This is a genomic window from Ruania albidiflava DSM 18029, from assembly GCF_000421225.1.
Lineage (GTDB): Bacteria > Actinomycetota > Actinomycetes > Actinomycetales > Beutenbergiaceae > Ruania > Ruania albidiflava.
The window spans coordinates 38624-62720 of sequence record NZ_ATWL01000014.1; the positions used below are offsets into that span (position 1 = coordinate 38624).

Annotated in this window: 20 protein-coding genes; 15 read left to right on the top strand and 5 right to left on the bottom strand. The window is 69.7% G+C overall.

Annotated features, from left to right (window positions below; genetic code table 11):
* The first annotated feature begins 42 nt into the window (after positions 1-42).
* The 4 genes from K338_RS0114980 (at position 43) to K338_RS0114995 (ending at position 3548) form a co-directional block, all read left to right on the top strand.
* Entirely contained in the window at positions 43-1335 is a 1293-nt protein-coding gene (locus tag K338_RS0114980) for a nucleotide sugar dehydrogenase (protein ID WP_022918982.1), read from the top strand.
* A gap of 46 nt (positions 1336-1381) precedes the next feature.
* Positions 1382-2605, top strand: coding sequence for an amidohydrolase (locus K338_RS0114985; protein ID WP_022918983.1), 1224 nt, complete (start codon positions 1382-1384; stop codon positions 2603-2605).
* A gap of 69 nt (positions 2606-2674) precedes the next feature.
* Complete coding sequence (locus K338_RS0114990) at positions 2675-3025, top strand: hypothetical protein (RefSeq protein WP_022918984.1); 351 nt, start codon at positions 2675-2677, stop codon at positions 3023-3025.
* 28 nt (positions 3026-3053) lie between these two features.
* Entirely contained in the window at positions 3054-3548 is a 495-nt protein-coding gene (locus K338_RS0114995; RefSeq protein WP_022918985.1) for a low molecular weight protein-tyrosine-phosphatase, read from the top strand.
* Between the two features lie 93 nt (positions 3549-3641).
* Here the strand turns inward: K338_RS0114995 and K338_RS25870 are convergent, their stop codons facing one another.
* Positions 3642-4463: an ATP-grasp fold amidoligase family protein gene (locus K338_RS25870; RefSeq protein ID WP_169579563.1), complete on the bottom strand. Its 822-nt coding sequence runs from the start codon at positions 4461-4463 to the stop codon at positions 3642-3644.
* Here K338_RS25870 and K338_RS25875 point away from each other — a divergent pair.
* Both K338_RS25875 and K338_RS24665 read left to right on the top strand, forming a co-directional pair.
* A complete protein-coding gene (locus K338_RS25875; RefSeq protein WP_169579564.1) occupies positions 4443-4820 on the top strand; it encodes a hypothetical protein in 378 nt (125 codons plus the stop codon). The two genes, K338_RS25870 and K338_RS25875, sit on opposite strands and share 21 nt — an antisense overlap.
* Positions 4821-5087: 267 nt before the next feature.
* Positions 5088-9323 (top strand): bifunctional glycosyltransferase/CDP-glycerol:glycerophosphate glycerophosphotransferase, encoded by a 4236-nt coding sequence (locus K338_RS24665; RefSeq protein ID WP_022918987.1) that lies wholly within the window; start codon positions 5088-5090, stop codon positions 9321-9323.
* A 15-nt stretch (positions 9324-9338) separates the two neighbouring features.
* Here the strand turns inward: K338_RS24665 and K338_RS0115010 are convergent, their stop codons facing one another.
* On the bottom strand, positions 9339-10115 hold the full coding sequence (locus K338_RS0115010; RefSeq protein WP_022918988.1) for a glycosyltransferase family 2 protein: 777 nt from the start codon (positions 10113-10115) through the stop codon (positions 9339-9341).
* Positions 10116-10230: 115 nt separating this feature from the next.
* On the opposite strand from K338_RS0115010, the gene K338_RS23075 reads away from it, so the two are divergent.
* Positions 10231-11274, top strand: coding sequence for an NAD-dependent epimerase/dehydratase family protein (locus tag K338_RS23075; protein WP_169579565.1), 1044 nt, complete (start codon positions 10231-10233; stop codon positions 11272-11274).
* 6 nt (positions 11275-11280) lie between these two features.
* On the opposite strand, the gene K338_RS24670 is transcribed toward K338_RS23075, so the two are convergent.
* Entirely contained in the window at positions 11281-11973 is a 693-nt protein-coding gene (locus K338_RS24670; RefSeq protein WP_022918990.1) for a TIGR03089 family protein, read from the bottom strand.
* A 213-nt stretch (positions 11974-12186) separates the two neighbouring features.
* Between K338_RS24670 and K338_RS0115025 the strand changes: the two genes are divergently transcribed.
* Genes K338_RS0115025 through K338_RS0115035 form a run of 3 tightly spaced genes read left to right on the top strand, consistent with a single transcriptional unit; the run spans position 12187 to position 17766 of the window.
* A complete protein-coding gene (locus K338_RS0115025) occupies positions 12187-12438 on the top strand; it encodes a WhiB family transcriptional regulator (protein WP_277049752.1) in 252 nt (83 codons plus the stop codon).
* 46 nt (positions 12439-12484) lie between these two features.
* Positions 12485-16234, top strand: coding sequence for a glycosyltransferase (locus K338_RS23085; RefSeq protein WP_022918992.1), 3750 nt, complete (start codon positions 12485-12487; stop codon positions 16232-16234).
* Positions 16234-17766: a DUF5719 family protein gene (locus K338_RS0115035; protein WP_022918993.1), complete on the top strand. Its 1533-nt coding sequence runs from the start codon at positions 16234-16236 to the stop codon at positions 17764-17766. The genes K338_RS23085 and K338_RS0115035 overlap by 1 nt, the downstream gene beginning before the upstream one ends.
* 13 nt (positions 17767-17779) lie before the next feature.
* Here the strand turns inward: K338_RS0115035 and K338_RS0115040 are convergent, their stop codons facing one another.
* Entirely contained in the window at positions 17780-18223 is a 444-nt protein-coding gene (locus K338_RS0115040; RefSeq protein ID WP_022918994.1) for a metallopeptidase family protein, read from the bottom strand.
* Positions 18224-18293: 70 nt separating this feature from the next.
* On the opposite strand from K338_RS0115040, the gene K338_RS0115045 reads away from it, so the two are divergent.
* Positions 18294-18698: a DUF3499 domain-containing protein gene (locus tag K338_RS0115045; protein WP_022918995.1), complete on the top strand. Its 405-nt coding sequence runs from the start codon at positions 18294-18296 to the stop codon at positions 18696-18698.
* A gap of 6 nt (positions 18699-18704) precedes the next feature.
* On the opposite strand, the gene K338_RS0115050 is transcribed toward K338_RS0115045, so the two are convergent.
* A complete protein-coding gene (locus K338_RS0115050) occupies positions 18705-19856 on the bottom strand; it encodes an ATP-grasp fold amidoligase family protein (protein ID WP_022918996.1) in 1152 nt (383 codons plus the stop codon).
* 70 nt (positions 19857-19926) lie between these two features.
* Between K338_RS0115050 and K338_RS0115055 the strand changes: the two genes are divergently transcribed.
* The 4 genes from K338_RS0115055 to K338_RS24675 all read left to right on the top strand — a co-directional run bounded on the left by K338_RS0115055 (position 19927) and on the right by K338_RS24675 (position 24094).
* A complete protein-coding gene (locus K338_RS0115055) occupies positions 19927-21363 on the top strand; it encodes a phosphomannomutase/phosphoglucomutase (protein WP_022918997.1) in 1437 nt (478 codons plus the stop codon).
* Positions 21360-21560: a Trm112 family protein gene (locus tag K338_RS0115060; RefSeq protein WP_027286888.1), complete on the top strand. Its 201-nt coding sequence runs from the start codon at positions 21360-21362 to the stop codon at positions 21558-21560. The genes K338_RS0115055 and K338_RS0115060 overlap by 4 nt, the downstream gene beginning before the upstream one ends.
* A gap of 40 nt (positions 21561-21600) precedes the next feature.
* The gene (locus tag K338_RS0115065) at positions 21601-22542 is read left to right on the top strand and encodes a cation diffusion facilitator family transporter (RefSeq protein WP_022918998.1); all 942 of its coding nucleotides are present in this window, start codon (positions 21601-21603) and stop codon (positions 22540-22542) included.
* A gap of 223 nt (positions 22543-22765) precedes the next feature.
* Positions 22766-24094, top strand: a complete 1329-nt coding sequence (locus tag K338_RS24675) for a Mur ligase family protein (protein ID WP_211218243.1) — start codon at positions 22766-22768, stop codon at positions 24092-24094.
* Positions 24095-24097 lie beyond the last annotated feature (3 nt).

Here is a 24097-nt window from a genome sequence, read left to right on the forward strand (position 1 = left end):
ACGCTGCGCACAGCCGAGCAGCCGAGCAGCCGAGGAGCCCCGTTGAAGATCACCGTCGTCGCGATGGGCAAGATCGGCCTCCCGCTGGCCGTCCAGTTCGCCTCCCGGGGGCACGAGGTGGTCGGTGTGGACGTGAACGAGACCGTGGTCGAACAGGTGAACGCCGGCACCGAGCCGTTCCCGGGGGAGGCCGAGCTGGACGTCACGCTCGCCGAGGAGGTCGCCGCCGGCCGGCTGCGGGCCACCACGGACTATGCCGACGCCGTCCCGGGCAGTGACGCCGTGGTCGTGGTGGTCCCCCTGTTCGTCAACGACGACACCTGGGAGCCCGACTTCGGTTGGATGGACGCCGCCACCCGGTCCCTGGCCAGCCACCTGACCCCCGGCACCCTGGTCTCCTACGAGACCACCCTCCCGGTCGGCACCACCCGCACCCGGTGGAAGCCGATGATCGAGGAGATCTCCGGCCTGGCCGAGGGGGAGGACTTCCACCTGGTGTTCTCCCCAGAACGGGTGCTCACCGGGCGGGTGTTCGCCGACCTGCGCAAGTACCCCAAGCTCATCGGCGCGCTCTCGGCTGCGGGCGCGGACCGCGCCAAGGAGTTCTACGAGGCGGTCCTCACCTTCGATGACCGGCCGGACCTAGACCGCCCGAACGGGGTGTGGGACCTGGGCAGCGCCGAGGCTGCGGAGATGGCCAAGCTGGCCGAGACCACCTACCGGGACGTGAACATCGCCCTGGCGAACCAGTTCGGCACCTTCGCCGCCGCCCACGGCATCGACGTGCACCAGGTGATCGCCGCCGCCAACTCCCAGCCCTACTCCCACATCCACCGGCCCGGCATCGCCGTGGGTGGGCACTGCATCCCGGTCTACCCGCGGTTGTACCTGTGGACCGACCCGGACGCCACCGTGGTGCGCACCGCCCGGGAGGCGAACATGGCCATGCCCTCCTACACCGTGGGTCTGCTCACTGGTGCACTGGGCGACCTTGCCGGGCGCACCGTCGTCGTCCTCGGCGCCTCCTACCGCGGCGGGGTGAAGGAGACCGCGTTCTCCGGGGTGTTCCCGACCGTGGCTGCGCTCGCCGAGGCCGGCGCCCGCGCCCTCGTGCACGACCCGCTGTTCACCGACGACGAGCTGGCCGCCCACGACCTGCAGGCCTACCACCTGGGCGAGAGCGCCGACGCTGCGATCATCCAGGCCGACCACCGCCAGTACACCGAGCTCGGCCCGGATGACCTGCCCGGCATCCAGGTGCTGGTGGACGGCCGCCACCTCACCGACCCCGCCCGCTGGGAAGGCGTACGCCACCTGAGCATCGGCGTCGGCTGAGACGAAACCCGCCAGCAGCGGCCTGCCTCTGTTGCACACTGGATCTATGAGCAACGAACGCATCCTGGCAGTCACCGGCGGGAACGTGGTGCCGGTCAGCGCACCGGAGATCCCCGGCGGCACGGTCCTCATCACCGACGGCGTGATCACCGAGGTGGGCGGTCCTCACACCCCGGTCCCCGACGGCGCCGAGGTGATCGACGCCACCGGCAAGTGGGTGCTGCCCGGGTTCGTGGAAGCACACGCGCACCTGGGCGTGGCCGAGGACGGCGAGGGCTGGTCCGGTGAGGACACCAACGAGATGACCGACCCGAACGGCGCCCGGTTCCGTGCCCTGGACGGCATCGACATCGAGGAGGTGGGCTTCCGCGACGCTCTCGCCGGTGGGGTGACCACCGCTGTGGTCAAACCCGGCTCGGGCAACCCGATCGGTGGTCGCACTGTGGCGATCAAGACCTGGGGCGGACGCACCGTGGACGAGCAGGTGATCAGCGCGGACGTGTCGGTCAAGTCCGCGCTGGGGGAGAACCCCAAGCGGGTCTACGGGGAGAAGAAGGAGACACCCTCCACCCGGCTCGGGGTGGCCGCCGTGCTGCGCGAGGCGTTCGTCGCCGCCCGCAACTACGCCGAGGCCCGCGCGCACGCATCGACCAAGGGCGAGCCGTTCGCCCGCAACCTCACCCACGAGACCCTGGCCGAGGTGCTCGATGGCGACCTGGTGTGGGACCAGCACTGCCACCGGCACGACGACATCGCCACCGCGATCCGCCTCTCCGAGGAGTTCGGCTACCGGCTCGTGGTCAACCACGGCACCGAAGGGCACAAGATCGCCGATGTGCTCGCGGAGAAGGACATCCCGGTGATCTTCGGCCCGATGTTCACCGCCCGCTCGAAGGTGGAGCTGCGCGACCGCGCCATCGGGAACCTCGCCCAGATCTCCGCCGCTGGGGTGAAGGTCGCGATCACTACCGACCACCCGGTGGTGCCGATCAACTTCCTCGTGCATCAGGCCACCCTGGCGGTCAAGGAGGGGCTGCCGCGGCAGGTGGCGCTCGAGGCACTGACCACCAACCCTGCGGAGATCCTTGGCCTGGCCGGGCGCGTGGGCGCACTGGAAGCGGGCCGGGATGGGGACGTGGTGGTCTGGGACCGCGACCCGCTGGAGATCGACGCCCGCACCGAGCAGGTGGTCATCAGCGGTCGCCTGGTGCAGGAGGCCGTGCCCGACGGCGGAACCCGGGTCGTGGAACGCAGCGAACGGTTCGCCTAGCTCACCATGGGTAGTCCTGCCCGGCGGGCAGGAGCGGGGGAGCCGCCCGCGCGTGCCACGATGGGCCCCATGCGCCATCTCGCCGCCCGCCTGTCGACCGCTGCCGCAGTGCTCACCGCCGTGCTGGTGGGCCTGGTCGGCTGCACCAGCACCACCTACAGCTGCTCGGACGGTTCCTGCTCGATCACCCTCACGGGGCAGGGGGCGAGCACCGAGATCGATCCGCTCTCGCTGGGCCTGTCCACCTCCGGCGACGTCCTGTTCACGCTGGAGAGCGCCGACGAGGGAGCCGCGACCTTCTCCGTGGACGGCACCCGCAACGAGTGCGGCCCGGGGGAGACGGTGATGATCGACCAGCTGTCGGTGACCTGCACCGAGATCACCGAAGGCACGCTGAAGCTCACTGCCGCAGCGGAGTGAACCGGCGGCCGGACACGAAGGGAGAGCGATGAGCCCCGCAGACGAGCCCTACCGCGTGCTGGTGGTGTGCACCGGCAACATCTGCCGTTCGCCGATGGCGGAGGTGGTGCTCACCGAACGCTTCGACGAGGAAGGCCTCACCCCGCAGGTGCGGGTGGACTCGGCCGGGATCAGCGACGAGGAGCACGGCAACCCGATCGACCCGCGCGCCCAGCGCGAGCTGCGTGACCGGGACTATCCGGTGCCCCACCACAGGGCCCGACCGGTGACCAGCCAGGACGCGCGCCGCTACGACCTCTTTCTGGCGATGACCGCCCAGCACGCCCGCGGCCTGCGCCGGCTGGGCGTCGAGGAGGACAGGATCCGCCTCTACCGCTCCTATCCTCCGGACGGCAGCGGCGAGGACGTGCCGGACCCCTGGTACGGCGACGCGAGCGGGTTCACCCGCTGCCTGGACACGATCGAGGAGATCGCCCCGAGCATCGTCCAGCAGGTGGGGGAAGGTCTCCGGCAGGTTCGTTGACGGCTGGTTCGGCTGTGCCGAGGAGCTCGCAGCCGGGCCAGGCCCGTCCCCGGCACCATCCAGGTCTCTCCGTCCACGGTGAACCTGTCGTGCTCAACGGCACCACTCGGCGCAATCGACCACGGTATGGCCGAAGAGTGCCGGAGATCGCCCACCGTCGGTGGCCGGGTAGAGGTGCACCTCGGACACGTTCCCGAAGATCGGTCCGGCTGGTCGTCCGGCGCTCAGGTCGGCGGCGAGCCGGGCGCTACCGTCCACCCAACGCTCGCCGAGCAGCTCGTCGTGCGCCCGGACGAAGCGCTCGTTGCCGCCGCTGGGGGCCCGGGTGATCTCGCCGAGGACGATGCCCCGGGAGGTGTCGTACAGGTCCACGCGGCAGAACGGCAGACCGACTGCCCGGGAGAGATGCTCGGCCACGTCGACCATCCTCGGCAGCGAGGCCGGCACGGGGATGGACGGATCATGCTTGCGGCCGACCGCGACTTCTCCGTAGTCGGCGCCGTGCTCGTCGACGAACTTCAGCCGGATGGTGGACGCGTCACCGTGCCGTGCCACGTGACGGACCAGGATGTGCCCGACCTGGCCGTAGAACATGTAGCACTTGACGTCGTTGGGTATCGGTCCGCCGTCGGCGTCCAGGAGCATCTCTTCGGCGAAGTAGGGTGCACGGGCCCTTCGCCCCAGCGCGCGGATCCGGTCGCGCATCTCCTGCTCGCTGTACGTCCCCTTGCCGCCGACTACGTCGTAGCGGCCATCCGAGCTCCGCTGCAGGGGAAAGACAGCGACGGACCCTGCACCGCCGTCCGCCTTGAGCACGAAGGTGTCCGGCAGGCCGGAGAGGTCGATCGAGTCGACGTCTGGCCAGACCCGATAGACCTCTGGGGTGCTGATTCCATGGCTCGCGGCAAGCTCCATGGTTCGGAGCTTGTACGGGAGCTGGAGCGCAGCGGATCGTGTCGTCAGCCCGAGCCGGTGCTCAGCGCGGAACACGCGAACGTGCTGGCGCAGGGACTGCCGGTACGAGGCCCGCTCCAGGTCGTCGAGGCGGGCATTCTCCGCCTGTTCCGCGGCAAGCTTGGTCTCCAGCTCACCGATCCGCTGCCGCAGCCGATCGTTCGCTGGCGCCGACGAGGCGGCAGACTCGGCCGCCGCCTGCCGGCGGTCGAGCGACCGCACGTGTCGGGCAAGCCTGTGCTGGCGAGCACGAACATCGAGGATCATCAGCGAACCGAGGCCGGTGAGCATGCTGAGACCGACAACGGCGACACGTGACCACCCCAGCACCGCGGCCGCTCCGGTCGCCAGCATCAGGAAGAGCACCGCTCCTGCGGCGGCACGTTGACGGGTCGTCCCTCCAGACAGGAGCATCGGTCCACCTCACCCAGGGTCGCGACAGTCCGTGGTGCGTCCTGTCCGAGGTCAGGGTACGGGAAGTGCACGCGCCAGGTGCAGGACAGCCGGACGGGGCGTTCTGCACGGGAGGCTGTCCGCTCGGATACCCTGGGCTCGCTGCGCCACAGACAAAGGAGTGCTCAGCCCATGGCCAACGAGGGGAACCCGGCGCGTCTCGCTCCGAGTGTCGCTGCCGCATACCTCGACGCTGCCGAGGAGTGCGGTGGGCCGACGGTCGTGGAGCGAACGGCGCTGCGTACCCGTTCGCGCCAGGCGCGGGACCTGCTCGCGTACGCAGCGGCACCGGGCGGCCTCAGCTGTGCCGAGCTGCTGGCAGCCGTCCGGGCCGCCCAGCGTGGGACCGCGCGCGCGGCACCACCGCTGGACCCGAGGTGGGCGATGAGCCTGGTCCGGGTCATCGGTATGCAGAATCTCGACGAGGACGATCTCCACGACGCAGTCAGTCTGCTCCTGGAGCTACGCCGTCAGCATGGTCGACGACTGCTCAGCACGTCGGTCCAAGAGACCATCGTCGCTCGCCTGTGGGAGGCCGGAGAGCACCAGCGGCTCCGCTCCTGGCTGCCCCAGCTGCCCGGGTTGAGAGCCGAACAGCGACGCTTCCTGCAAGCGGACCTGATGAACCCGTTCCGGACGTCCGATACGCCACCACGACGCGCAGTCGGGCACAGGTGGCAGAGCCTGGTCGACGAGATCTTCGCCGATCATGGGATAGAGGCTGTCCGCGTTCGCCCTAGCGAGCCGACCGCGTTCGACGGGCTCACCTGCGCGGTCGAGGACGATCCGATCGAGGACGGACCCCTGGTCACGGTCATCCTCACCGTCTTCCGGCCAGGTCCTGCACTCCTCACCGCGGTCCGCTCGATCTGCGCCCAGACCTGGCGCAACCTGGAGATCCTGGTCGTCAACGACGCCTCACCGGGCCCGGTCGACGTGCTGGACGCGTGCGCCGGACTGGACGAGCGCGTCCGGGTGCATCGGATGGACCGGAACGAAGGCACCTACGTGGCACGAAACGCCGCGCTCGACCTCGCTCGCGGTGAGCTGGTCACCTTCCAGGATGCTGACGACTGGTCGCACCCGAGACGGATCGAGCTGCAGGCGAAAGCTCTGCTGGCGAGCCCCTGGACGCCCGCAACCCGCAGCTATTGCCTGCGGGTGAGCGAAGACCTTGTCTTCCAACGCCCGGGCTACGAGACGAGCCAGGAGAACGCTTCCTCGCTGATGTTCCGCCGCGAGCAGGTGCTGACCACGATCGGATACTTCGACCGCGCACGAAAGAGTGCGGACACCGAGTTCCGCCGAAGGCTGGAGATCGCGTTCGGTGCAGCGGTCCGAGACGTCCGTGCACCGTTGGCCATGGTGCGGATGGCCCAGGGTTCTCTCTCCCGCGCTGACTTCACCCCTGGTTGGCACCATGTGTCCCGCTACGTCTACCGCGGCGCCTACGAGCGATGGCACGCCCACCTCGCCGGTGGCGCCGACCCGTATCTACCACGGTTCCAGGAGCGTCGGCGGTTCGCGGTGCCACAACGCTTCCAAGTGGACCAAGACGTCCTTTCTCTCCACCCGCCGCACTATGACCTGGTCCTGCTGTGCGACTGGCGCTTCTTGACCGAACGCCGTCGACGCCTGCTCGAGGAGGCGACAGCACTGGGTGGAGCTGGGTATCGCGTCGGTCTGGCCTACCGGGAGTCCTACGTCGACATGTCCCGTCGCCGCCTCCCGTTGCGTCCAGAGGTGCTGGACGCCATCAACGAGGGCACCGTGGACTTTGTCGCACTCGATCAGGTCTCAACGGTGTCCACGCTCGTGGTGGGGTCGCCGGACGTGCTGCAGTTCGCGCCGGCCCAGCCGAGCACCTTGACCGTCCACCAGGTCGTCGTGCTGGCCGGCGGTCCTCCGGATGGCAGCGACCCCCGCGCCGCGTGCTACGACCCTGCCTGGTGCGACGCGACAGTCACGACCACGTTCCGGGTCGAGGCGCAGTGGTTGGTCGCTGCTGCGCTGAGTTCGACGCTGGTCGGTGCGATACCGCCCGAGCGGGTGCACGATGAGGGGCCGGACGGCACCACCGCACTCGCCGACCTCCTGGGGCCACCGCAGCCGCAGGCGGGACCGGAACGGCGGCTCGCGGCTTCGACGCAGCCGCTGGATCGACCGCGCCCCTGGGTGCCCGCCCCCGCCCCACGCGCGGTCGTGATCGTTTCCGAGCCAGCCGCGCCACGCCTGCTGGATACCCTCAGGCGGATGCGTGATGAGCCCCAGCTGCTTGGTGTTCGCGTCACGGTGGTGCACTCCGACTGCATCCAGGACCTGGCCGACGAGGCGCAGGTCCATCACCCAGGGCTGACTTTCGTATCGGTCGCTGAGGAGAGCAGGTCGATCCTTGCGATCGCTGCGTGCGAGCAGCTGGTGCAGGCTGACGAGGCTCTCGTGACGGTAGCCACGTTGCCCAAGGTCCGCGACGTGCACTCCTGGGCGCGAAGGTTGCGTCAGGAGTGCGAACGCGTCTTGACGGCGGACCTGCACGGACCATTTCCGCTGCTCGTGCGGACCCGGCACACACCTCTGCCGGTGGTGGCGTCCTACCTTGAGCTGGTCCTGGCACGGAACGAGCACGATGGTCGGCTCCAGGACTATCTGGCTGGGCTTGCCTTGCTCGCTGGTGTTCCGCGGGTCGAAGCGATAGACCCTGGTGCTGGAGAGCTCCTCGTGTCGGTGTGGCTGGCGGCGAAGTTCTCCCCGACGATGCCGCAGCCGGGCTGGCGTTACCGACTCGTCCTCGCCCGCGCCGGACGTACTCAGGCCGCCACCGTGGGCCAGGCGCTCGATGCACGTGTGGACACTCGAGGCCAGCGCGTGTGGGAGGCCCTCAGGTTCACCCTCCCGCTCGAGCGGGACGACGGCAACTTCACCCTGCTGCTCGAGGTCGACACGCAGGAGGAAGAGCTGCGCGTGCGGCGACGGCTCCGACCCGCCAAGGGCCTGCTCCTAGCAGCGCGAACCGCCATGACGCCCTCGGCCGGACCTCCGGGGGAGGTCGTGCGCTACCTGCCGCACACCACCGGGGGCACAGGCGCGACCATCCTCACCATGATGACCGGCCGAGGCTGGCGCGGGCGCGTGCGTTGGGCTGCCGTCCTGCTGCGCAAGGACCTCGGTTCGCTGCTGCGTCGTCGGTCCAGCCGTCGGATGGCCCTCTTGCGGGCTGTGCGGCTCCTGACCAGGCCGTTCTTCCTCCGACGACCCATCTGGCTGGTCGGTGAGCGGACCGACACGGCCCAGGACAATGGCCTCCACCTGTTCCAGCACCTCCGTCGGAAGCACCCGGAAAGGCGGGTGTACTACATCATCGACCCGAGGAGCACACACCGAGAGCGGGTGGACGGGCTCGGCAACGTGGTCGACCACTCATCATGGCGGCACCAGCTGTTGATGCTGCATGCGACCGTGCTGGCCAATGCCTACTCGATCCGGTACCTCACACCGCGCTCCTGGGGACAGACGAACTACGTCCAGCACGTCGCATGGCGGACCGGGGCGCTGCGCATCTACCTCAAGCACGGTGTGCACCTGAATGCGGCCGCCGTCAAACGTGGTCTGTCCGGGTACGACATGCTGCTCACTGTCATGCCTGCAGAGAGCGCGGCCTTGCGGGCAGGATCCGGCTACGACCGGCAGATCCGCGAGATCGGGATGCCCCGCTACGACGGTCTGACACCAGCCCCGCCCAGCCGGACCGTGCTGTTCATGCCGACCTGGCGCCAGTATCTGGTGCCGCGGCTGGATGGCAAACCCAACCCGGGCCAGGTCCCGTTCGAGGAGTCTGCCTACGAGCAGTTCATCACCGGGCTCCTCCACAGCCCTCGATTGCACCACATGCTCGAGCAGCACGACTACCGGCTCACCTTCGTGCCGCACTACAACATGGCCTCCTACTTCGACGACGTGCCCACCGCCGAGCGGATCTCGCTCGCAGACACCGGTGCGACCAGCTTCCAAGAGCTGCTGCGCGGCTGTGATGCGTTCATCACCGACTACTCCTCGGTGCACTTCGATGTGGCCTACCTGGGCACCCCGGTGATCTACGCCCGGTTCGACGAAGCGGACTACGAGGCGGGGCATGCCTCCCGGTCCTGGTTCGACTACGAGCGTGATGGCTACGGACCGGTCGTGCGCACCATCACCGAGACGCTCGATGCGCTGGAAGAGATCCTCAGCCGGAACTGCACAGTGGAGGAGGTCTACGCTCAGCGCGTCGCCGAGGCCTTCACCTACCGAGACCAAGGCAACAGCGCCCGGGTGGTTGCGGCCATCGACGACCTCCTGCGGGACCGTCAGCGGCAGGTGGACCTGGGCTGATCGGCTGGGACCGACTCAGATACGGCGCTTGAGGGTGGAGCGCACCGTCGCCTGACCGAGCGCCCAGACCGACCGGGGCAGCGAGAGGCGCTCGACCCGCCGGTAGAGCTCCCAGTTGTACTTCACCAGGGAGAGTCGGCTCGATCCGGACAGCGACCCGGCTCGTTGCTGCCGGTACAGCGCCAGCGGTTCGTCCAGGCCCCGGGCCACTGTGCCGTCGCGCAGCAGGGAGAGCCACAGCCCGTAGTCCTGGCGCTTGCGCAGGTCCGGCATGAATCGCTTGCCGAGCGCGGTCACCGAGTACATCCCGGTCAGGCAGCCGATGTAGTTCTGCCGCAGCAGGGTGGCATAGGTGAGCTCCGCGCGAGCCGGCACCACCCGACCGTTCGGCACGAAGTCGCGGGCATCACCGGTGAAGTCGGCGGCCACCTTGTAGTAGCTGGTGAACGTCACCGGCGCATGCTGCTCGGTGGCGAAGGCCAGCTGCTTGGTGAGCTTGTCCGCCAGCCACAGGTCGTCAGCGTCCAGGAAGGCCACGTACGCACCTCGGGCACGTCTGATCGCCGCGTTGCGGGCACCGGCGGCACCCAGCTGACGGTCGCTCCGCTCCGGACGGATCCGCGAGTCCAACCGGGCCGCATCTGTGAGCATCGCCCACGTCTCGTCCGTCGAGCCGTCGTCGGTGACCAGCAGCTCCCAGTCGGGGTGCGACTGGGCCTGCACAGACCGGATCGACGATGCCAGCGTGCCCGCAGCATCGTGGGCCGGCATCACTACCGAGACCAGCGGCATCAGACCTCCCTCACACGACCGGCCCCGGCGCGGCGGGGCTGCTCCACCGTACCCTCGCTGCAGAGCGGTACCGTGACCACCGGCGGCACGCGGCACGGACGTGGAGGAGATGCTGGTGACGAACACTCTGGCCCGGGGGGACCGGGTGCTGGTGCTGGGCAGCTCAGGATTCGTGGGCTCCCACCTCGCCCCGGTGTTCGACCGGCTCGGAGTGGAGCTGGTCCGCTTCGACCTGCACCCGGACCCGCGCGGTGAGCACCCCACCCAGATCGGGGACGTGCGGGACGTGGATGCTCTGATCGGGGCCATGACCGGCTGCACGGCCGTGCTCAACCTGGCTGCCGCGCACCATGACTTCGGCATCGGCGCGGCCACGTTCGAGTCCGTCAACGTCGGTGGTGCGAGGGCCGTCTGTGCCGCCATGGACCATCACGGCCTCACCAACCTGTGCTTCTACTCCTCCGTCGCCGTCTACGGTGAGCACCCCACCCCTCCGGACGAGCACACCCCACCTGAGCCGGTCAACGACTACGGACGCACCAAGCTGGCCGCCGAAGCGGTCTACCGGGAGTGGGAGGCTGGTGGTGACCGGCGGGCGCTCATCATGCGCCCCGCGGTCGTGTTCGGGCCCCGGAACTTCGCCAACCTGTACAAGCTGATCCGGCAGGTCGACCGGCGCCGATTCTTCCCCGTGGGGCCCGGCAGCAACCGGAAGAGCATGTGCTACGTGACCAACCTGGTCGAGGCGATCGGCTACCTGTGGACCGCACCCTCCCGGGTCGGCCAGGGGGAACCGGAGGTCTACAACTATGTCGACAAGCCCGACCTGACCTCTCGGGAGACCGTCTCCCTGGTCTATCGCGGCCTCGGTCGCCGCGAGCCCCCGGCCCGGCTACCGCTCGGACCGGTGCTGCTGGCGGCGAAGCCGTTCGACCTGGTCGGCCGCGCCACCGGCAAGGACCTGCCGATCACCTCCGCCCGGGTGCACAAGCTGTCCGAGGCGGAGACGGCGTTCGCTGCCGACCGGATCCGGCAGGTGGGCTTCACCCCCTCGGTCACGCTGCCAGAGGGGATCGCCACGATGGTGGACTGGTACCTGCAGGAAGGCCGCCACACCGCTCCGGTGGTACACCTTCCACCGCAGGACGTGCAACGGTAACGAGGGTCACCCGGGCAGCGGCTGTGCGCCCTCCTGTGCGCCGATACGGTCCAGGTCGGCAGCCGGGTCGCCGACCAGCACGACCGACCCACCGGTCAGCCAGAGCGCCAGCGCGGTGCGCAGACCAGTAGCAGGGTCCCCTGCGGTGAGCAGGTAGCGGCCGGGCGGCGGGAGCAGCGTCACCAGCCGGGCCGGGTCGCTCAGGTCGCCATGGCTGGTCTCGGCCAGGGCGCACGCAGCAGGGTCCCAGTCGGGTGGGTTGACCAGCACGTCCGGTTGTGCCATCAGCTCGGCTGCCCCGTCGATCGCACCCTCCGGCAGGTCCGGGACCGCTCGGGCCAGTGCCGGGAGCGCCACGGCGATCACCAGCGGTGCCGCACCGACGTCCGGGGTGGTGCCGACCAGCACGTCCGCAGCTTCGCCGCCGGGGAAGGCCACCGTGCCGCCACAGGCCCAGACCGCCAGCGCCCACACCGCAGTGCGCCAGTGCATCGGCAGGTCGAGCCGCACCACGGTCTCGGTGGTGACATCGGCCTCGTCGGTGAGCAGGTTTGTCGCCTTCGTCACCCAGTTGGCAAGCACCGGGCCGGACAGCTCGACCCGTTCGTCGTCGGGCCCGTACCAGGTGAGCGCAGGGGCGGACTGGCCATGCGTCCAGGTGTCGAGAACGGTCAGTACTGGAGGTGTTGCAGTGGTCACCTGACCAGACTATGCGGTGCAATGAATGTGCGCCGATATCACTTCTGGGCTTGACTTTGTGGGGATGACACGCATGTAATTTACGTAGACAGGGAGCGAGCAGAGTCGCTCGGCAGCAGCGTCCGACGATTGGGGAAGCCCGTGTGGAACATCCTAGGAGAGGGTCCTCTCACCAACGGAGTCCCGCAACCGGCGCCTCGGCCCGAGGCGAACCTGCCGCTGGCAGAGGTGTTCGAGGACGACGGTGCACTGGCCTGGCAGGAGCGTGCCTTGTGCGCGCAGACCGACCCAGAGGCGTTCTTCCCGGAGAAGGGCGGCTCCACCCGTGAGGCGAAGAAGGTCTGCATCTCCTGCGAGGTCCGCGCCGAGTGCCTGGAGTACGCCCTCGCCCACGACGAACGGTTCGGCATCTGGGGTGGCCTGTCCGAACGCGAGCGGCGCAAGCTCAAGCGCCGCGCCATGTGATCGCCGGAACTGACGCTGTGGGGAGCGTCGAGGCGCAGATGACGTCATGACCACCCGCCAGGCCGATCTGCGGGTGCTCGTGGTCGGCAGGGTCGACTCCCCGTACCTACTGCAGACCCTGGCGGCGTTGGCCGAGCAGACCCGCCCGGTGGGCCAGGTGCTGCTCGGGGCGCTCGGCCAGGAGAGGGACGCGGGCACCGCCGCATGGGACGAGCTGGTCGCCGCTGCAGGTCTGGACCCAGACCGCGTGCGCCTGGTGCCTGTGCCGGGTGCACCGACGTTCGGCGCGGCAGCACGGCGTGTGCTGCGCACCGTCGAGGACAGCGCAGACTCCGCCGCCGAGGGCACGGGCCGGCGCTGGCTGTGGTTGCTGCACGATGACTCAGCACCTGCCCCCGATGCGCTCGAGCACCTCCTGACCGCCGTGGACGTGAGCAACTCGATCTCCGTGGCCGGTGCGAAGCAGGTCGAGTGGGACGATCCAGACCGCCTGATCTCGGTGGGCGTGCGGGCGACCCGGTGGGGCCGCCGCTTCACCGGTATCGAGGACGGCGAGATCGACCAGGGGCAGCATGACGGCACCGATGACGTGCTCGCTGTCGGCACGGCCGGGATGCTCGTCGAGCTGGACCTGTGGCGCCGGCTGGGCGGGCCGGACCCGGTCCTCGGTCCGTTCGAGGACGGTCGGGACCTGAGCGAGCGGGCCCGGCTGGCTGGCCACCGGGTCGTGGTCGTGCCGCGTGCGGTGGTCCGCCACGCCCGCGCCGGCTACCGCGGCTGGCGTGAGGAACCGGGCACCCCGTCCGACACGCGTCGTTCTTTCCGCGCTCGTCGGGAGGCCGTGCTGCACCTGCGGCTCACCTCGGCCCGCGCCGTGGTGGTGCCGTTCCTGGCGTTGCTGGCTCTCCTCACCGCACCAGTGCGTGCTCTGTGGCGGGTGAGCACCAAGGAGCTCGGCCTGGCCGTGGCAGAGCTCGTCGCACCGTTGGTGGTGCTGTCCCACCCACGTGCCATCGCCCGCTCCCGGAACCGGGCCCGGCGCACCCGAGAGCTGCCACGTCGCAGACTCCGCCCGTTGCAGGCCAGCTGGGGCGAAGTGGCACGGCTACGCCGGGACCGGCGGATGCAGGCGGCCGCGGCACGCCGGGCGGCCCGCACCCCGAGCGAGCTGGAGATGGCAGAACGTGCGGCAGTCGCGCGCCGGCGCCGGCTCACCCTGGGGGCCGTGCTCCTCGTCGCGGCCGTGCTCAGCGTGCTCACCGTGGTCCCGACCGCCTTCTCCGGGGACCTCATCGGTGGTGCCTTGCTCCCGGTCGACGCCAGCTTCGCTGAACTGTGGCGCGCCGCCACCTCCTCGTGGATCACCGCCGGGGACGGGTATGCCGGACCGCCGGACCCGTTCCTGCTGGTGCTCACCGCACTCTCCGGGCTGACCGGCGGGCCGCTCGGTGTGCCCGTAGGTGTGACCGTGTCCCTCCTGCTCAGCGTGGCGATGCCCCTGGCGGCACTGACCGCCTGGTTCGCCGCCGGGGCCGCGACTCGATCGGTCCTGCTGCGGGCCTGGGCGTCCCTCGCCTGGGCGCTGGGGCCGGCACTGCTGCTCGGCCTCGGTGCTGGCCGGCTCGGTGCAGTGGTCGCGCACGTGCTGCTGCCGCTGGTGCTGCTCGGCGTCGTGCGCAGCCTGGGCCTGGACCGGCGGGACGTCGTGGTCTCCGGCATGGTGGGCGCCCAGCGCCTGCCGCAGCGCACCTCCCGCCGGGCGGGCAAGTCCGCTCGAGAAGTCAAGCGGGCGCGGCTGGCAGCACTCGCCCGGGTCGCCCGGCGCGAGCCCGAGAAGCAGGAGGGGGTGCGTACCGATCCCGGAGCCGAGCCGGAGCCCGGTGACGAGCCGGAGACCACCTCAGCGACAGACTCGCAGGAGAAGACCGCCGGGGCGGGAGCAGCACCAGAACGCGAGACGCCGACCGCTGCCACGGAGGCGGACCAGGAGGCCACCGGTGCGGGCGAGGCGACGGCGGCCCAACGGTCCGCAACCGCAACCTCGGCCAAGGTGAGGGACACGACCAAGGGCAAGACGGCGTCGTCGGGGATGGACTGGACCGGGATGACTCCGATCCCCTCCAACACGGCCACTCCCTACGAGCCCGGTGAGGATGCAGACAGCCCTCGGGCCACAGTGGTCTCCCAGGTCTCCCGGGCCGGCTCCCTCGGCGCCGCCGCTGCCGCTGGGCTGGCACTGGCCGTGGTGGTCAGCGGTGCTCCCGTGCTCCTCGGCGCGAGCCTGCTCGCCGTGCTCCTCCTCGCCCTGGCACTCGGCCGCCGACGTCACCTGCCCGCCGGTCGGGCCCGTCTCGTGCTCGTGCTGCTGCCCGCAGTGGTGGCGCTCACCCCGCTGCTCGTGCACGCTGCCGGTACCGACCACGGGTGGCGGGTGCTGTTCGCCGACCCCGGCGCCCCACTGCCCAGCGACCCCGGCGGCGCATGGTTGCAGCTGCTCGGTTGGCCCGAGGAACCGGCGGCCAGCACGCTGCTCCCGGCCACGGTCGCCTCCTGGGCCCCGCTGGCCGGCACGGCGGTGATCCTGCTCGGCGCGGTCGCAGCTCTCCTCCGAGGGGCTGGCCGCGCCCGGAGCGTGCGGATCGGTTGGCTGGTGGCGGTCGTCGGCCTGCTCGCCGCCCTCACCAGCACACGGGTCGCGGTCGGCGTCGGTCGCAGCAGCGATGGCACCGACCAGGTGGTGCACGGCTGGGCCGGACCGGGCACCTCCCTGGTGCTGGCCGGGTTGCTGATGGCGGTGCTGGCCGCTGCCGACGGGCTGCGCGGCACCCTCAGCCACGCCAACTTCGGCTGGCGGCAGGTGAGCGCCGCCGTGGCCACTGTGGTGGTGCTGCTCACCCTGACCGTCAGCGCTGCCGGACACACCGCACAGGTGCTCGCCGAGCGGTCCGGCAGCCTGCCGCCCGACCTGGTGAGGATCGGTGCCCGCGGGGTCAGCCCGGTGCCCGCCCTCGGCCTGGAGCTGCAGGGCTCCCAGCAGCAGGGGCGGGCGCTGATGCTCACCGGCACCACCGACGGGGTGGCGGCCCAGCTGTGGCGGGGGAACGGTCCGCAGCTGACCGACACGGCTGCGACCGTGCAGGTGCAGCGTTGGGCTGCGGCCGAGTCGGGGACCCGCGATGCGGCCGACACCTCGTTGTCCGACCTGGTGGCAGGTCTGGTCAGCGGTGCCGGCGACGATGCTGCCGAGGTGCTCGCCCAGCACGCGGTCGGTGTGGTGATCGTGCCGGGTGAGGACTCTGCCGTGACCGGGACCGCACCGGTGGACACCGCTGCCCGTGCCGCCATCATCGCCGAGCTGGACGCGGTCCCCGGACTGGACCGGGTCACCGAGAACAGTGCGGGCATCCTCTGGCGGGTGAGCCTGGGGGAGGGGAGCGCTGACTCGGCGATCGCCCGCATCCAGCTCCGAGCAGGGGACGGCACACTCATCCAGAACGTGCCTGCCTCGCCAGCTCGTCTCGGCGGTCAGATCACCGCCGAAGGGCGCGATCGCACCGTGGTGCTGGCCGATCGCGCCGACTCCGCCTGGCGCGCCTGGCTCGGCGGTACACCGCTACGCGCCGGTGAGGACGAGTGGCGTCAGACGTTCCAGGTGCCGGACGGTGCGACCGGAGACCTCGTGCTGCACCACCGACCGCTGTGGATCGGGCCGTGGCGGATCGCCGCTGTGGTGGTCGGTGTGCTCACGGTGCTGCTTGCCCTGCCGACCCGGCGACGCCGAGGGGAGGATGGCTGATGGCCAAGACCGGACGGCTCGGCACCCTGCTGCGAGTCCTCAGCAGCACGGTGACCGGCGTGGGGGTGCTGGCCCTTGCTGGTGCGGGTGTGGCCGCCGGCATGCTCTGGGAAGCACCGGAGTCCAGCACAGTGCAGCTTCCGGCCGTGCAGGTGGACGCCAGCATGCTCGACCTGGTGTGCCCACCCACGCCCGAGGTGCCCACCGGCGAGGGCGGTGACATCGACTACGACGAGGAGTTCGGCACCGGTGGTACCGAGGCCCAGGTGAGCAACCGACTGGTCGTCGTGGGCCGCGGTGGGGCTGCCGGAGAGGCCACCGCCGGTCCGGTCGGCTCGGCGAGCCCGGAGACGGTGCCGGCACACGGAGACGTGCGCCTGTACGACAGCACCGAGAGCTCAGCGCTGCGCCTGACGGCCGAACCGTCCGGGGAGCAGACTGCGCTCGCTGCCGGGGCGGCGTTGGCCCGCAGCGACGCCGGCGACCTGCGCGGTCTGGCCGCTGGTTCCTGCACACCGCCGGCACCCTCCGCCTGGCTCGTGGGCGGGCAGACCGAACCAGGTGCCAGCGCGCGGCTCACCCTCGCCAACCCCGGTCCGACGCCGGTGGAGGTGACCGCACAGCTGTGGGGTGCGACCGGCGCACTGGAGGAACCGGTCACGGTGCCGGTCCCTGCGAACGACTCCCGGCAGGTGCTGCTCGAGTCGGTCTCGATGGAGCCTCGCCTGGCCGTGCAGGTGCGCGTGGACGGCGGGGCGGTGGCGGCCAGCCTCCAGGACACCGTGCTCAACGGGCTGGTCCCGGCCGGGACCGCCACCGTCACCCCGACCCTGCCGCCCGCGCAGGAGCTGCAGATCGGTCCGGTGCCGATCAACAGCAGTGGGACCGCGTCGGTGCGGTTGGTCAACCCCACCGACGAGGTGGCCACAGTGGCGCTGGAGGTGCTCGGCCCGCAGGGCAGCACGTCGCTGGCCGGTGCCGAGGACCTGGAGATCGACCCGAACACGGTCACCGACGTCAGCCTGGACGGTATCGACACTGGCTACTCCAGCATCGCGGTGCACTCCGACCAGCCGGTCACCGGCGCTGTGCTCGTCTCCCGCACCGGGCAGGCCGGTGAGCTCGACCCGGACCAACCGGTGGTGGACCGCGCCTGGCTGCCGGCCACCGGTGCGGCAGAGCACGGGTTGCTGCCGCTCGTCGGGCTGGGGTCGTTGGTGGACCGGGCGGCGCTGTCGGTGACCAACCCAGGCGAGGACGAGGTGCAGCTGAGCGTGCGCCCGATCGGTGCCGACGGGCAGGCGGGAGAGCCCACCGAGGTCACCGTGCCTGCGGGGACGACGGTCCCGGTGGGTGACGACGCCGACCTCGACCTGGCGGACGCTGCCGCAGTGGAGATCACCGGCGGTCCGGTGCTGGCCAGCCTGACGCTGGCCGGGCACGTCAGTGACGGCAACCTCGTCGGTGTGCTGCCGCTCACGCCGGATGCCGACCGGGACGAGAGCGTGGCTGTTCGCCTCAGCCCCTACTGATCGCTCGGCGGGGTCAGCTCAGATAGTCCGGGTCGATGTCCTGCGGATCCCGGTGGAGCAGGTGCGCGATCTGCTCGACGAGCACGTCCCGCAGCAGCAGCGCAGTCTCCAGCTCTCCGTCCGCCCGCGCAGCCACCGGGTGGCGATAGACCACGATCCGGTGCGTCAGGCCCGCGGCCCCGTCGGCCGGGAAGTAGCGCGCCAGTGGCACTGCACCCACTTCCCACGGCGCCGGGTCGGAGGGCGGCACCGCCTCCACGGCGAACTCCACACCGTCCAGCTCGGTGCCCACCTGCCGCTCCAGTCGCTCGACCACGGCGAGCACCAGCTCGTCGAACCGCTCTGCGCGGGTGCGCCAGCCGGGCAACGTCGGCGGTAGCAGGGGGCCACGCAGTCCTCGACCGTGCCGGTCGCGACGACGCCGCCGGGCCGACAACGGGGTCTTCTGGTGCGCCACGGATCCAGCCTGCCAGAGATGCGGCGTGGTAGGCACACATCTGTGGTGTGGCGGAGTACGGTGAGGTGCTGTGAGAGCGACTCGAGGGTGCACCCGATCTGCGTGCCAGGAACCCGCCGTGGCGACGCTCACCTATGTCTACTCGGACCAGACCGCTGTGCTGGGTCCGTTGGCGACGCACGCCGAGCCGCACACCTACGACCTGTGCGTGGCGCACGCCGAACGGCTCACGGTGCCGCGCGGCTGGGACGTGGTGCGCCTGGCTACCGAGTTCGAGCCTGCCCCGCCGAGCCCAGACGACCTGCTCGCGCTGGCCGATGCGGTGCGGGAGGCGTCCCGCACACCTCCGCCCACTGCGGTGCCTGCCGCGCGAGGCGAGTTCCCCGGCCCGCCAGCACCGGTGACCGCCCACCGGCCCGCCCCCGAGGTGGGCCGTCGCGGACATCTGCGGGTGATTCGCGGCGAAGGGGATTGATCCCCGTCAGCACCACCGGCCGCACGGGATCGTGTGCACCGGCCAGTCACGGGGGTTGCTGATCTCGGGCGGAAGGGTGACCGCACCGTAGGGGTCGGGCTGCGCGATCGTGCCGAAGAGCGCACCCGACGGCCGCCCTCGGACGAGATCCTGCTCCAGGCGGATCTGGGCTGCCACGACGGCTGCCCCCATCTGCCTGTCGTGCCGCCTGCTGTAGAAGTGGTCTCCGCCTGGAGCCCGGGTGATCTCACCGAGCGTCGGCTCGCCAGGTGTGTCGTACAGGTCGACCCGGCAGAAGGGCACACCCGCGGCTCGAGAAAGGTGCCGGGCGATGCCTGTCATGTCGTCGAACCCCTGGGGGACAGGCAGATCGTGGTCCATCGTGCGGAACCGGTCCGCCTGCCCGAGGTCTTCGCGATCCTCGGTGAGATACCGATAGCGGATCGAGGCGGGGTCACGGTGCGTGCCGACCCGCCGCAGCATCACCTGGAGTACCTCGCCATAGGCTGTATAGATCTTCACGTCCTCAGGGATCGCACCGGCAGAGGCGTGAACGTCGAGCACCTCTTCTGCGAAGAACGGGGGACGGGCCCGCCGCGGCCCGAGCTCGACGAACCGAGCCTTGATCTGCGCGAGCGTGAGGCGTTGCGAGCCATCCAGCGACTCGAAGACTCCACTGGACGCCCTGCGCAGCAGAAAGACCGAGACCCCGCCGGCCCCGCCGTCGGCCTTGAGTACGAACTCCCCAGGCATCGCAGTCAGGTCGATCTCCTCGACAGAGCTCCACACCGCCAGTACCTCGGGCGTACGCACGCCGTGCGAGGCTGCCAGGTGATAGTTGCGGAGCTTGTGCGGTATCTGGCTAAAAGGGGTGAGGTACTCAGCGTCGACCGTGCGAACGATGCGCTGAGCATTCCGGAGGCTGAGGACCTCGCGACGAAATGAAGGACGTCCCGTGCTGCGCAGAAGCCGCTCCCGGGTTTCCTGCGCCTGCGCCTGTTCTTGACGAAGCCTCCGGTCCAGCGCCTTGATCTGGGCCGATCGGGATTCGACCTTTCGGGTGAGCCGGTCGATCTGCTCCCGTTGCCGCTGGATGATCGCATCCCGGCGTGCGATTGCTGGGATCCGAGACCGCAGCCACGTCTTTGCCTTCTGCACCGAGCTCTCCTGCCGCCGACCAGGTCTGATCCTGCCATGGGAGCAGGCCGAGGGACGATAGGCTCACGTTGTGTCTGATCTCGATGCCATCGTGAAGGCGTACGACATCCGAGGCGTGGTGCCCGAGGAATGGGGCGAGGAAGTCGCCCGTGCGCTTGGTGGTGCGTTCGCGGATGTCGTCGCCACACCCGGCGGTGCCAACAGCATCGCCATCGGGCATGACATGCGGGCCTCCTCACCCGGTCTCGTGCAGGCGTTCGCAGAAGGCGCCTGCTGGCGTGGCGTCGACGTCACCCTGATCGGGCTGTGCTCCACCGACGGTCTCTACTACGCCTCCGGCTCGCTGGACGTGCCCGGGGCGATGTTCACCGCGAGCCACAACCCGGCCCAGTACAACGGCATCAAGATGTGCCACGCCGGCGCCCGACCAGTCGGCCAGGACAGCGGGCTCGCCGACGTGCAGCGGCTCGCCGCGCAGTACCTGGATGAAGGGATTCCCGCGGCCGGCGACACCGGCACGCGCACCGAGACCGACCTCCTGGCCGACTACGCCGCGCACCTGCGGGGGCTAGTGCCTCTCGAAGGCATCCGTCCGCTGAAGGTCGTCGTAGACGCAGGCAACGGGATGGCCGGTCTGACCGTCCCAGCAGTTCTCGGTACCGAGACCGGGATGCCGGATGTGGGCCTGGAGCTGGTGCCGCTGTATTTCGAGCTCGACGGCACGTTCCCCAACCACGAGGCCAACCCGCTCGATCCGGCGAACCTGATGGACCTGCAGACCGCCGTCATCGCCGAGGAGGCCGACCTCGGTCTGGCGTTCGACGGCGATGCCGACCGGTGCTTCGTCGTCGACGAGAAGGGGGTCCCGGTCAGCCCCTCCGCCGTGACCGCCCTCGTCGGCCTGCGTGAGCTGTTCAAGGAGCAGGAGGCCGGACGCCAGGCGACCATCATCCACAACCACATCACCTCCCGCGCCGTGGCCGAGCTGGTAGAAGGGTCCGGCGGACGCGCAGTCCGGACTCGGGTGGGGCACTCGTTCATCAAGGCGCAGATGGCCGAGAACGAAGCCGTCTTCGGCGGCGAGCACAGTGCGCACTACTACTTCCGCGACTTCTGGTTCGCGGACACCGGCATGCTCGCGGCCCTGCACGTGCTGCGAGCACTCGGCGAGTCAGCAAGCCGCCTCTCCGAGATCGCCGAGATCTACACCCCGTACTTCGCCTCCGGGGAGATCAACTCCCGGGTCGCCGACGCACCCGCCGCCCAGGAGCGGGTGCAGCAGGCCTTCGCCGACGACATCGCGGCCGGCACAGTGCAGGTCGAGGAGTTCGACGGCGTCACCTACAGCCACTGGGACAGCTCACCGCGGTGGTGGTTCAACCTACGCTCCTCCAACACCGAACCGCTGCTGCGCCTGAACGTGGAGGCGCAGGACGAGGACATCATGACCAAGATCCGCGACGGCGTGCTCGCCCTGGTGCGCGAGGGACAGGAGGTGGAACAGTGACGAGCCCGGACAACGGCGTCGAACTGTGGCTGCGGCAGATCCTGCGCTGCCCCGTCACCGGCGAGAAGCTGGTCGCAGGCACGGCACCAGACGGGAGTCCGGAGCTGCACTCCACCGGAACCGGGCAGGTGCTCGCCTATCCAGTGCGAGACGGCGTCCCGGTGCTGCTTGAGCACGAGGCCCGCCGGGTCCGCTGAACACGTGATGCTCGCACCCGACCTGGGAGAGGACTGACGTATGGCAGCCGGCGGCGGCACGAAAGCAGTGATCGCGGCGTTGCTCGCGAACACGGGCATCGCGGTGACCAAGTTCGTCGCCTACCTGCTCACCCAGTCCAGCTCGATGCTTGCGGAGTCGGTGCACTCCCTCGCCGATGCCGGTAACCAGGTGCTGCTCCTGGTCGGCGGGAAGAGGAGCCAACGACGCGCCTCCGAGGTGCACCAGTTCGGCTACGGCCGGAGCCGGTACGTGTACGCCTTCATCGTCTCGATCATCCTGTTCACCCTCGGCGGCTGCTTCGCGCTCTACGAGGCGTGGCACAAGTTCTCCGACCCCCATCCGATCACCTCCTGGCAGTGGGTACCGGTGCTGGTGCTCGTGGTCGCCATCGTGCTGGAAGGCTTCTCCCTGCGTACCGCAGTGCTCGAGGCCAACCACGCCCGGGGCCGAACCCCGCTGCTGAAGTTCGTGCGCCGGTCCCGGTCGCCGGAGCTGCCGGTCATCCTGCTCGAGGACATCGGTGCCCTGGTAGGTCTGGTCCTGGCGCTGTTCGGGGTGTCGATGACCCTGGCCACCCACGACGGACGCTGGGATGCGATCGGTTCGGCAGCGATCGGCATCCTGCTGGTGGTGATCGCCTCCTTCCTCGCGGTGGAGATGAACTCCATGCTGCTGGGTGAGGCTGCGTTGCCGGAGCACCAGGACGCGATCGAGGCCGCCGTGGTGGGGCAGGGCATCCCCTCCCTGATCCACCTGCGCACCATGCACCTGGGCCCCGACCGGGTGCTGGTCGCAGCGAAGGTGGCGGTGGAGAAGGGGGCCACGGCAGCGGAGGTGGCTGCTGCCATCGACGGTGCTGAGGCGCGCATCCGAGCCAGCGTCCCGATAGACACCGTGATCTTCCTGGAACCGGACCTGCGGCGCGGACAGGCGGCGGAGGCTCAGGCCACGGTGGAGTGAGTAGGTAGGCACCGCCGTGCAGCCCTCTACGCCTGCCGATCTCTTGGACTTCGGACAAACACAACCAGGACGACCTTGAGGAGCACGACCCCCGATGCTGACGTTGGAAGCTCTGCTGGAACCGCTTGCTGCTCGTGTGCCGTACAGCTATGTCGGCGAGCCGAACATCAAGTTTCGGGGGATCGCGCTCCGCGCAACCCGCAAGCTTGCTGGTGGTCAGTTCGTGGTTCTCGTCGACTCCCACTGGGGAAAGCGTGCCCGGGAGAAGTTCGGCTATCCCGACCGCACGCGTGAGGAGGTGGTCAACGATGCTCACCACCACGGAGCGACAGGGTTCATCGTGAACGAGCGACTCAGGGATGAGCCCTTCCTCGAAGGCAAGAACTGCTTCTTCGTGAAGAACACCCTCGACTTCGCGTTTCGGCTCGTGGAGACAGTACGTGCAGTCACAGCGAAGAAGGCCGTCGCGGTGACTGGGTCTGCCGGCAAGTCCACCACCAAAGCGATGATCACCCACGTGTTGCGCAGCCTGCCCGATCAGCCTGAGATCTACAGCCCACCGAGCACGGACAACATATTCACGAGCGTTACTTGTCAGCTGAGCAGGATGGACAACTACGACTACTCGGTACTGGAGGTCGCCGGTTCGGCGTTTCTTCGGTTCCACACGAATTCATTTGCCGTGTCCCCTGACGTCAGCATGGTCACCTCGATCTCCGAAGCCCACCTTGACTATCTGGACGATCTCGAAGGAGTAGCACGAAGGAAGGCGCGTCTCTTCGACCGTCCGCCGCCGGGTGGCACAGCAGTGATCAATCTCGATACCGCCTGTGCCGACCGTCTGGTCACCCACGCCCTGGAGCAGGGCTGTCGGGTGGTCACGTTCGGGGAGACACCGGAGGCGATGATCAGGCTGGTGAGCTACGACCCAGCCTCGAAGCGAGTCGTCGTCGAAGCCGACGGTACCCGGACTGAGTTCACCGTCGGTGCCGTCGGCAAGCATATGGCGATCAACAGTCTGGCCGTCCTGGCCACCCTGCGGGCGCTCGAGGTCCCAGGCTGGCCGGGGGCACTGGAGTCCTTGGCCACCTTCCGGGCGTTGACAGGTCGTGGTGAGACGAGGTCGGTGGCACTACCCGGAGGAACGCTGACCCTGGTTGACGAGTCCTACAACGCCAACCCAGCGTCGATGAGGGCGGCACTTGCGGCGTTGGCGGACAGACCAGCGGCAGGCGGTCGCCGTATCGTGGTCCTCGCGGACATGCTCGAGCTGGGCGCAGGTTCCGCCGATATCCACCGTGACCTGGCCCCGGCCCTCGAGCCGCTCGCAGACGCACAGGTGCACTTGGTGGGGGAGAACATGGCTGCACTCTTCGGGGTGGTGCGGGGACGACTTCCTGGTGTACGGCACTGGCAGAGTGTCGAGGCGTTGAGGTCGACCCTGCTGGCCGGCCTGCAGCCGGGCGACGTCCTGCTGCTCAAGGGGTCCAACGGGATGAAGCTGACGAGCATCGTGAAGGCGCTGCAGCCGACGTCGGCTGTGACTGGCTGACGA

Coding starts and splice junctions, on each gene's coding strand:
- K338_RS0114985 (WP_022918983.1), top strand. CDS start 1,382: ATGAGCAACGAACGCATCCTGGCAGTCACCGGCGGGAACGTGGTGCCG.
- K338_RS0114990 (WP_022918984.1), top strand. CDS start 2,675: ATGCGCCATCTCGCCGCCCGCCTGTCGACCGCTGCCGCAGTGCTCACC.
- K338_RS0114995 (WP_022918985.1), top strand. CDS start 3,054: ATGAGCCCCGCAGACGAGCCCTACCGCGTGCTGGTGGTGTGCACCGGC.
- K338_RS25875 (WP_169579564.1), top strand. CDS start 4,443: ATGGCTCGCGGCAAGCTCCATGGTTCGGAGCTTGTACGGGAGCTGGAG.
- K338_RS25870 (WP_169579563.1), bottom strand. CDS start 4,463: ATGGAGCTTGCCGCGAGCCATGGAATCAGCACCCCAGAGGTCTATCGG.
- K338_RS24665 (WP_022918987.1), top strand. CDS start 5,088: ATGGCCAACGAGGGGAACCCGGCGCGTCTCGCTCCGAGTGTCGCTGCC.
- K338_RS0115010 (WP_022918988.1), bottom strand. CDS start 10,115: ATGCCGCTGGTCTCGGTAGTGATGCCGGCCCACGATGCTGCGGGCACG.
- K338_RS23085 (WP_022918992.1), top strand. CDS start 12,485: ATGACCACCCGCCAGGCCGATCTGCGGGTGCTCGTGGTCGGCAGGGTC.
- K338_RS0115035 (WP_022918993.1), top strand. CDS start 16,234: ATGGCCAAGACCGGACGGCTCGGCACCCTGCTGCGAGTCCTCAGCAGC.
- K338_RS0115065 (WP_022918998.1), top strand. CDS start 21,601: ATGGCAGCCGGCGGCGGCACGAAAGCAGTGATCGCGGCGTTGCTCGCG.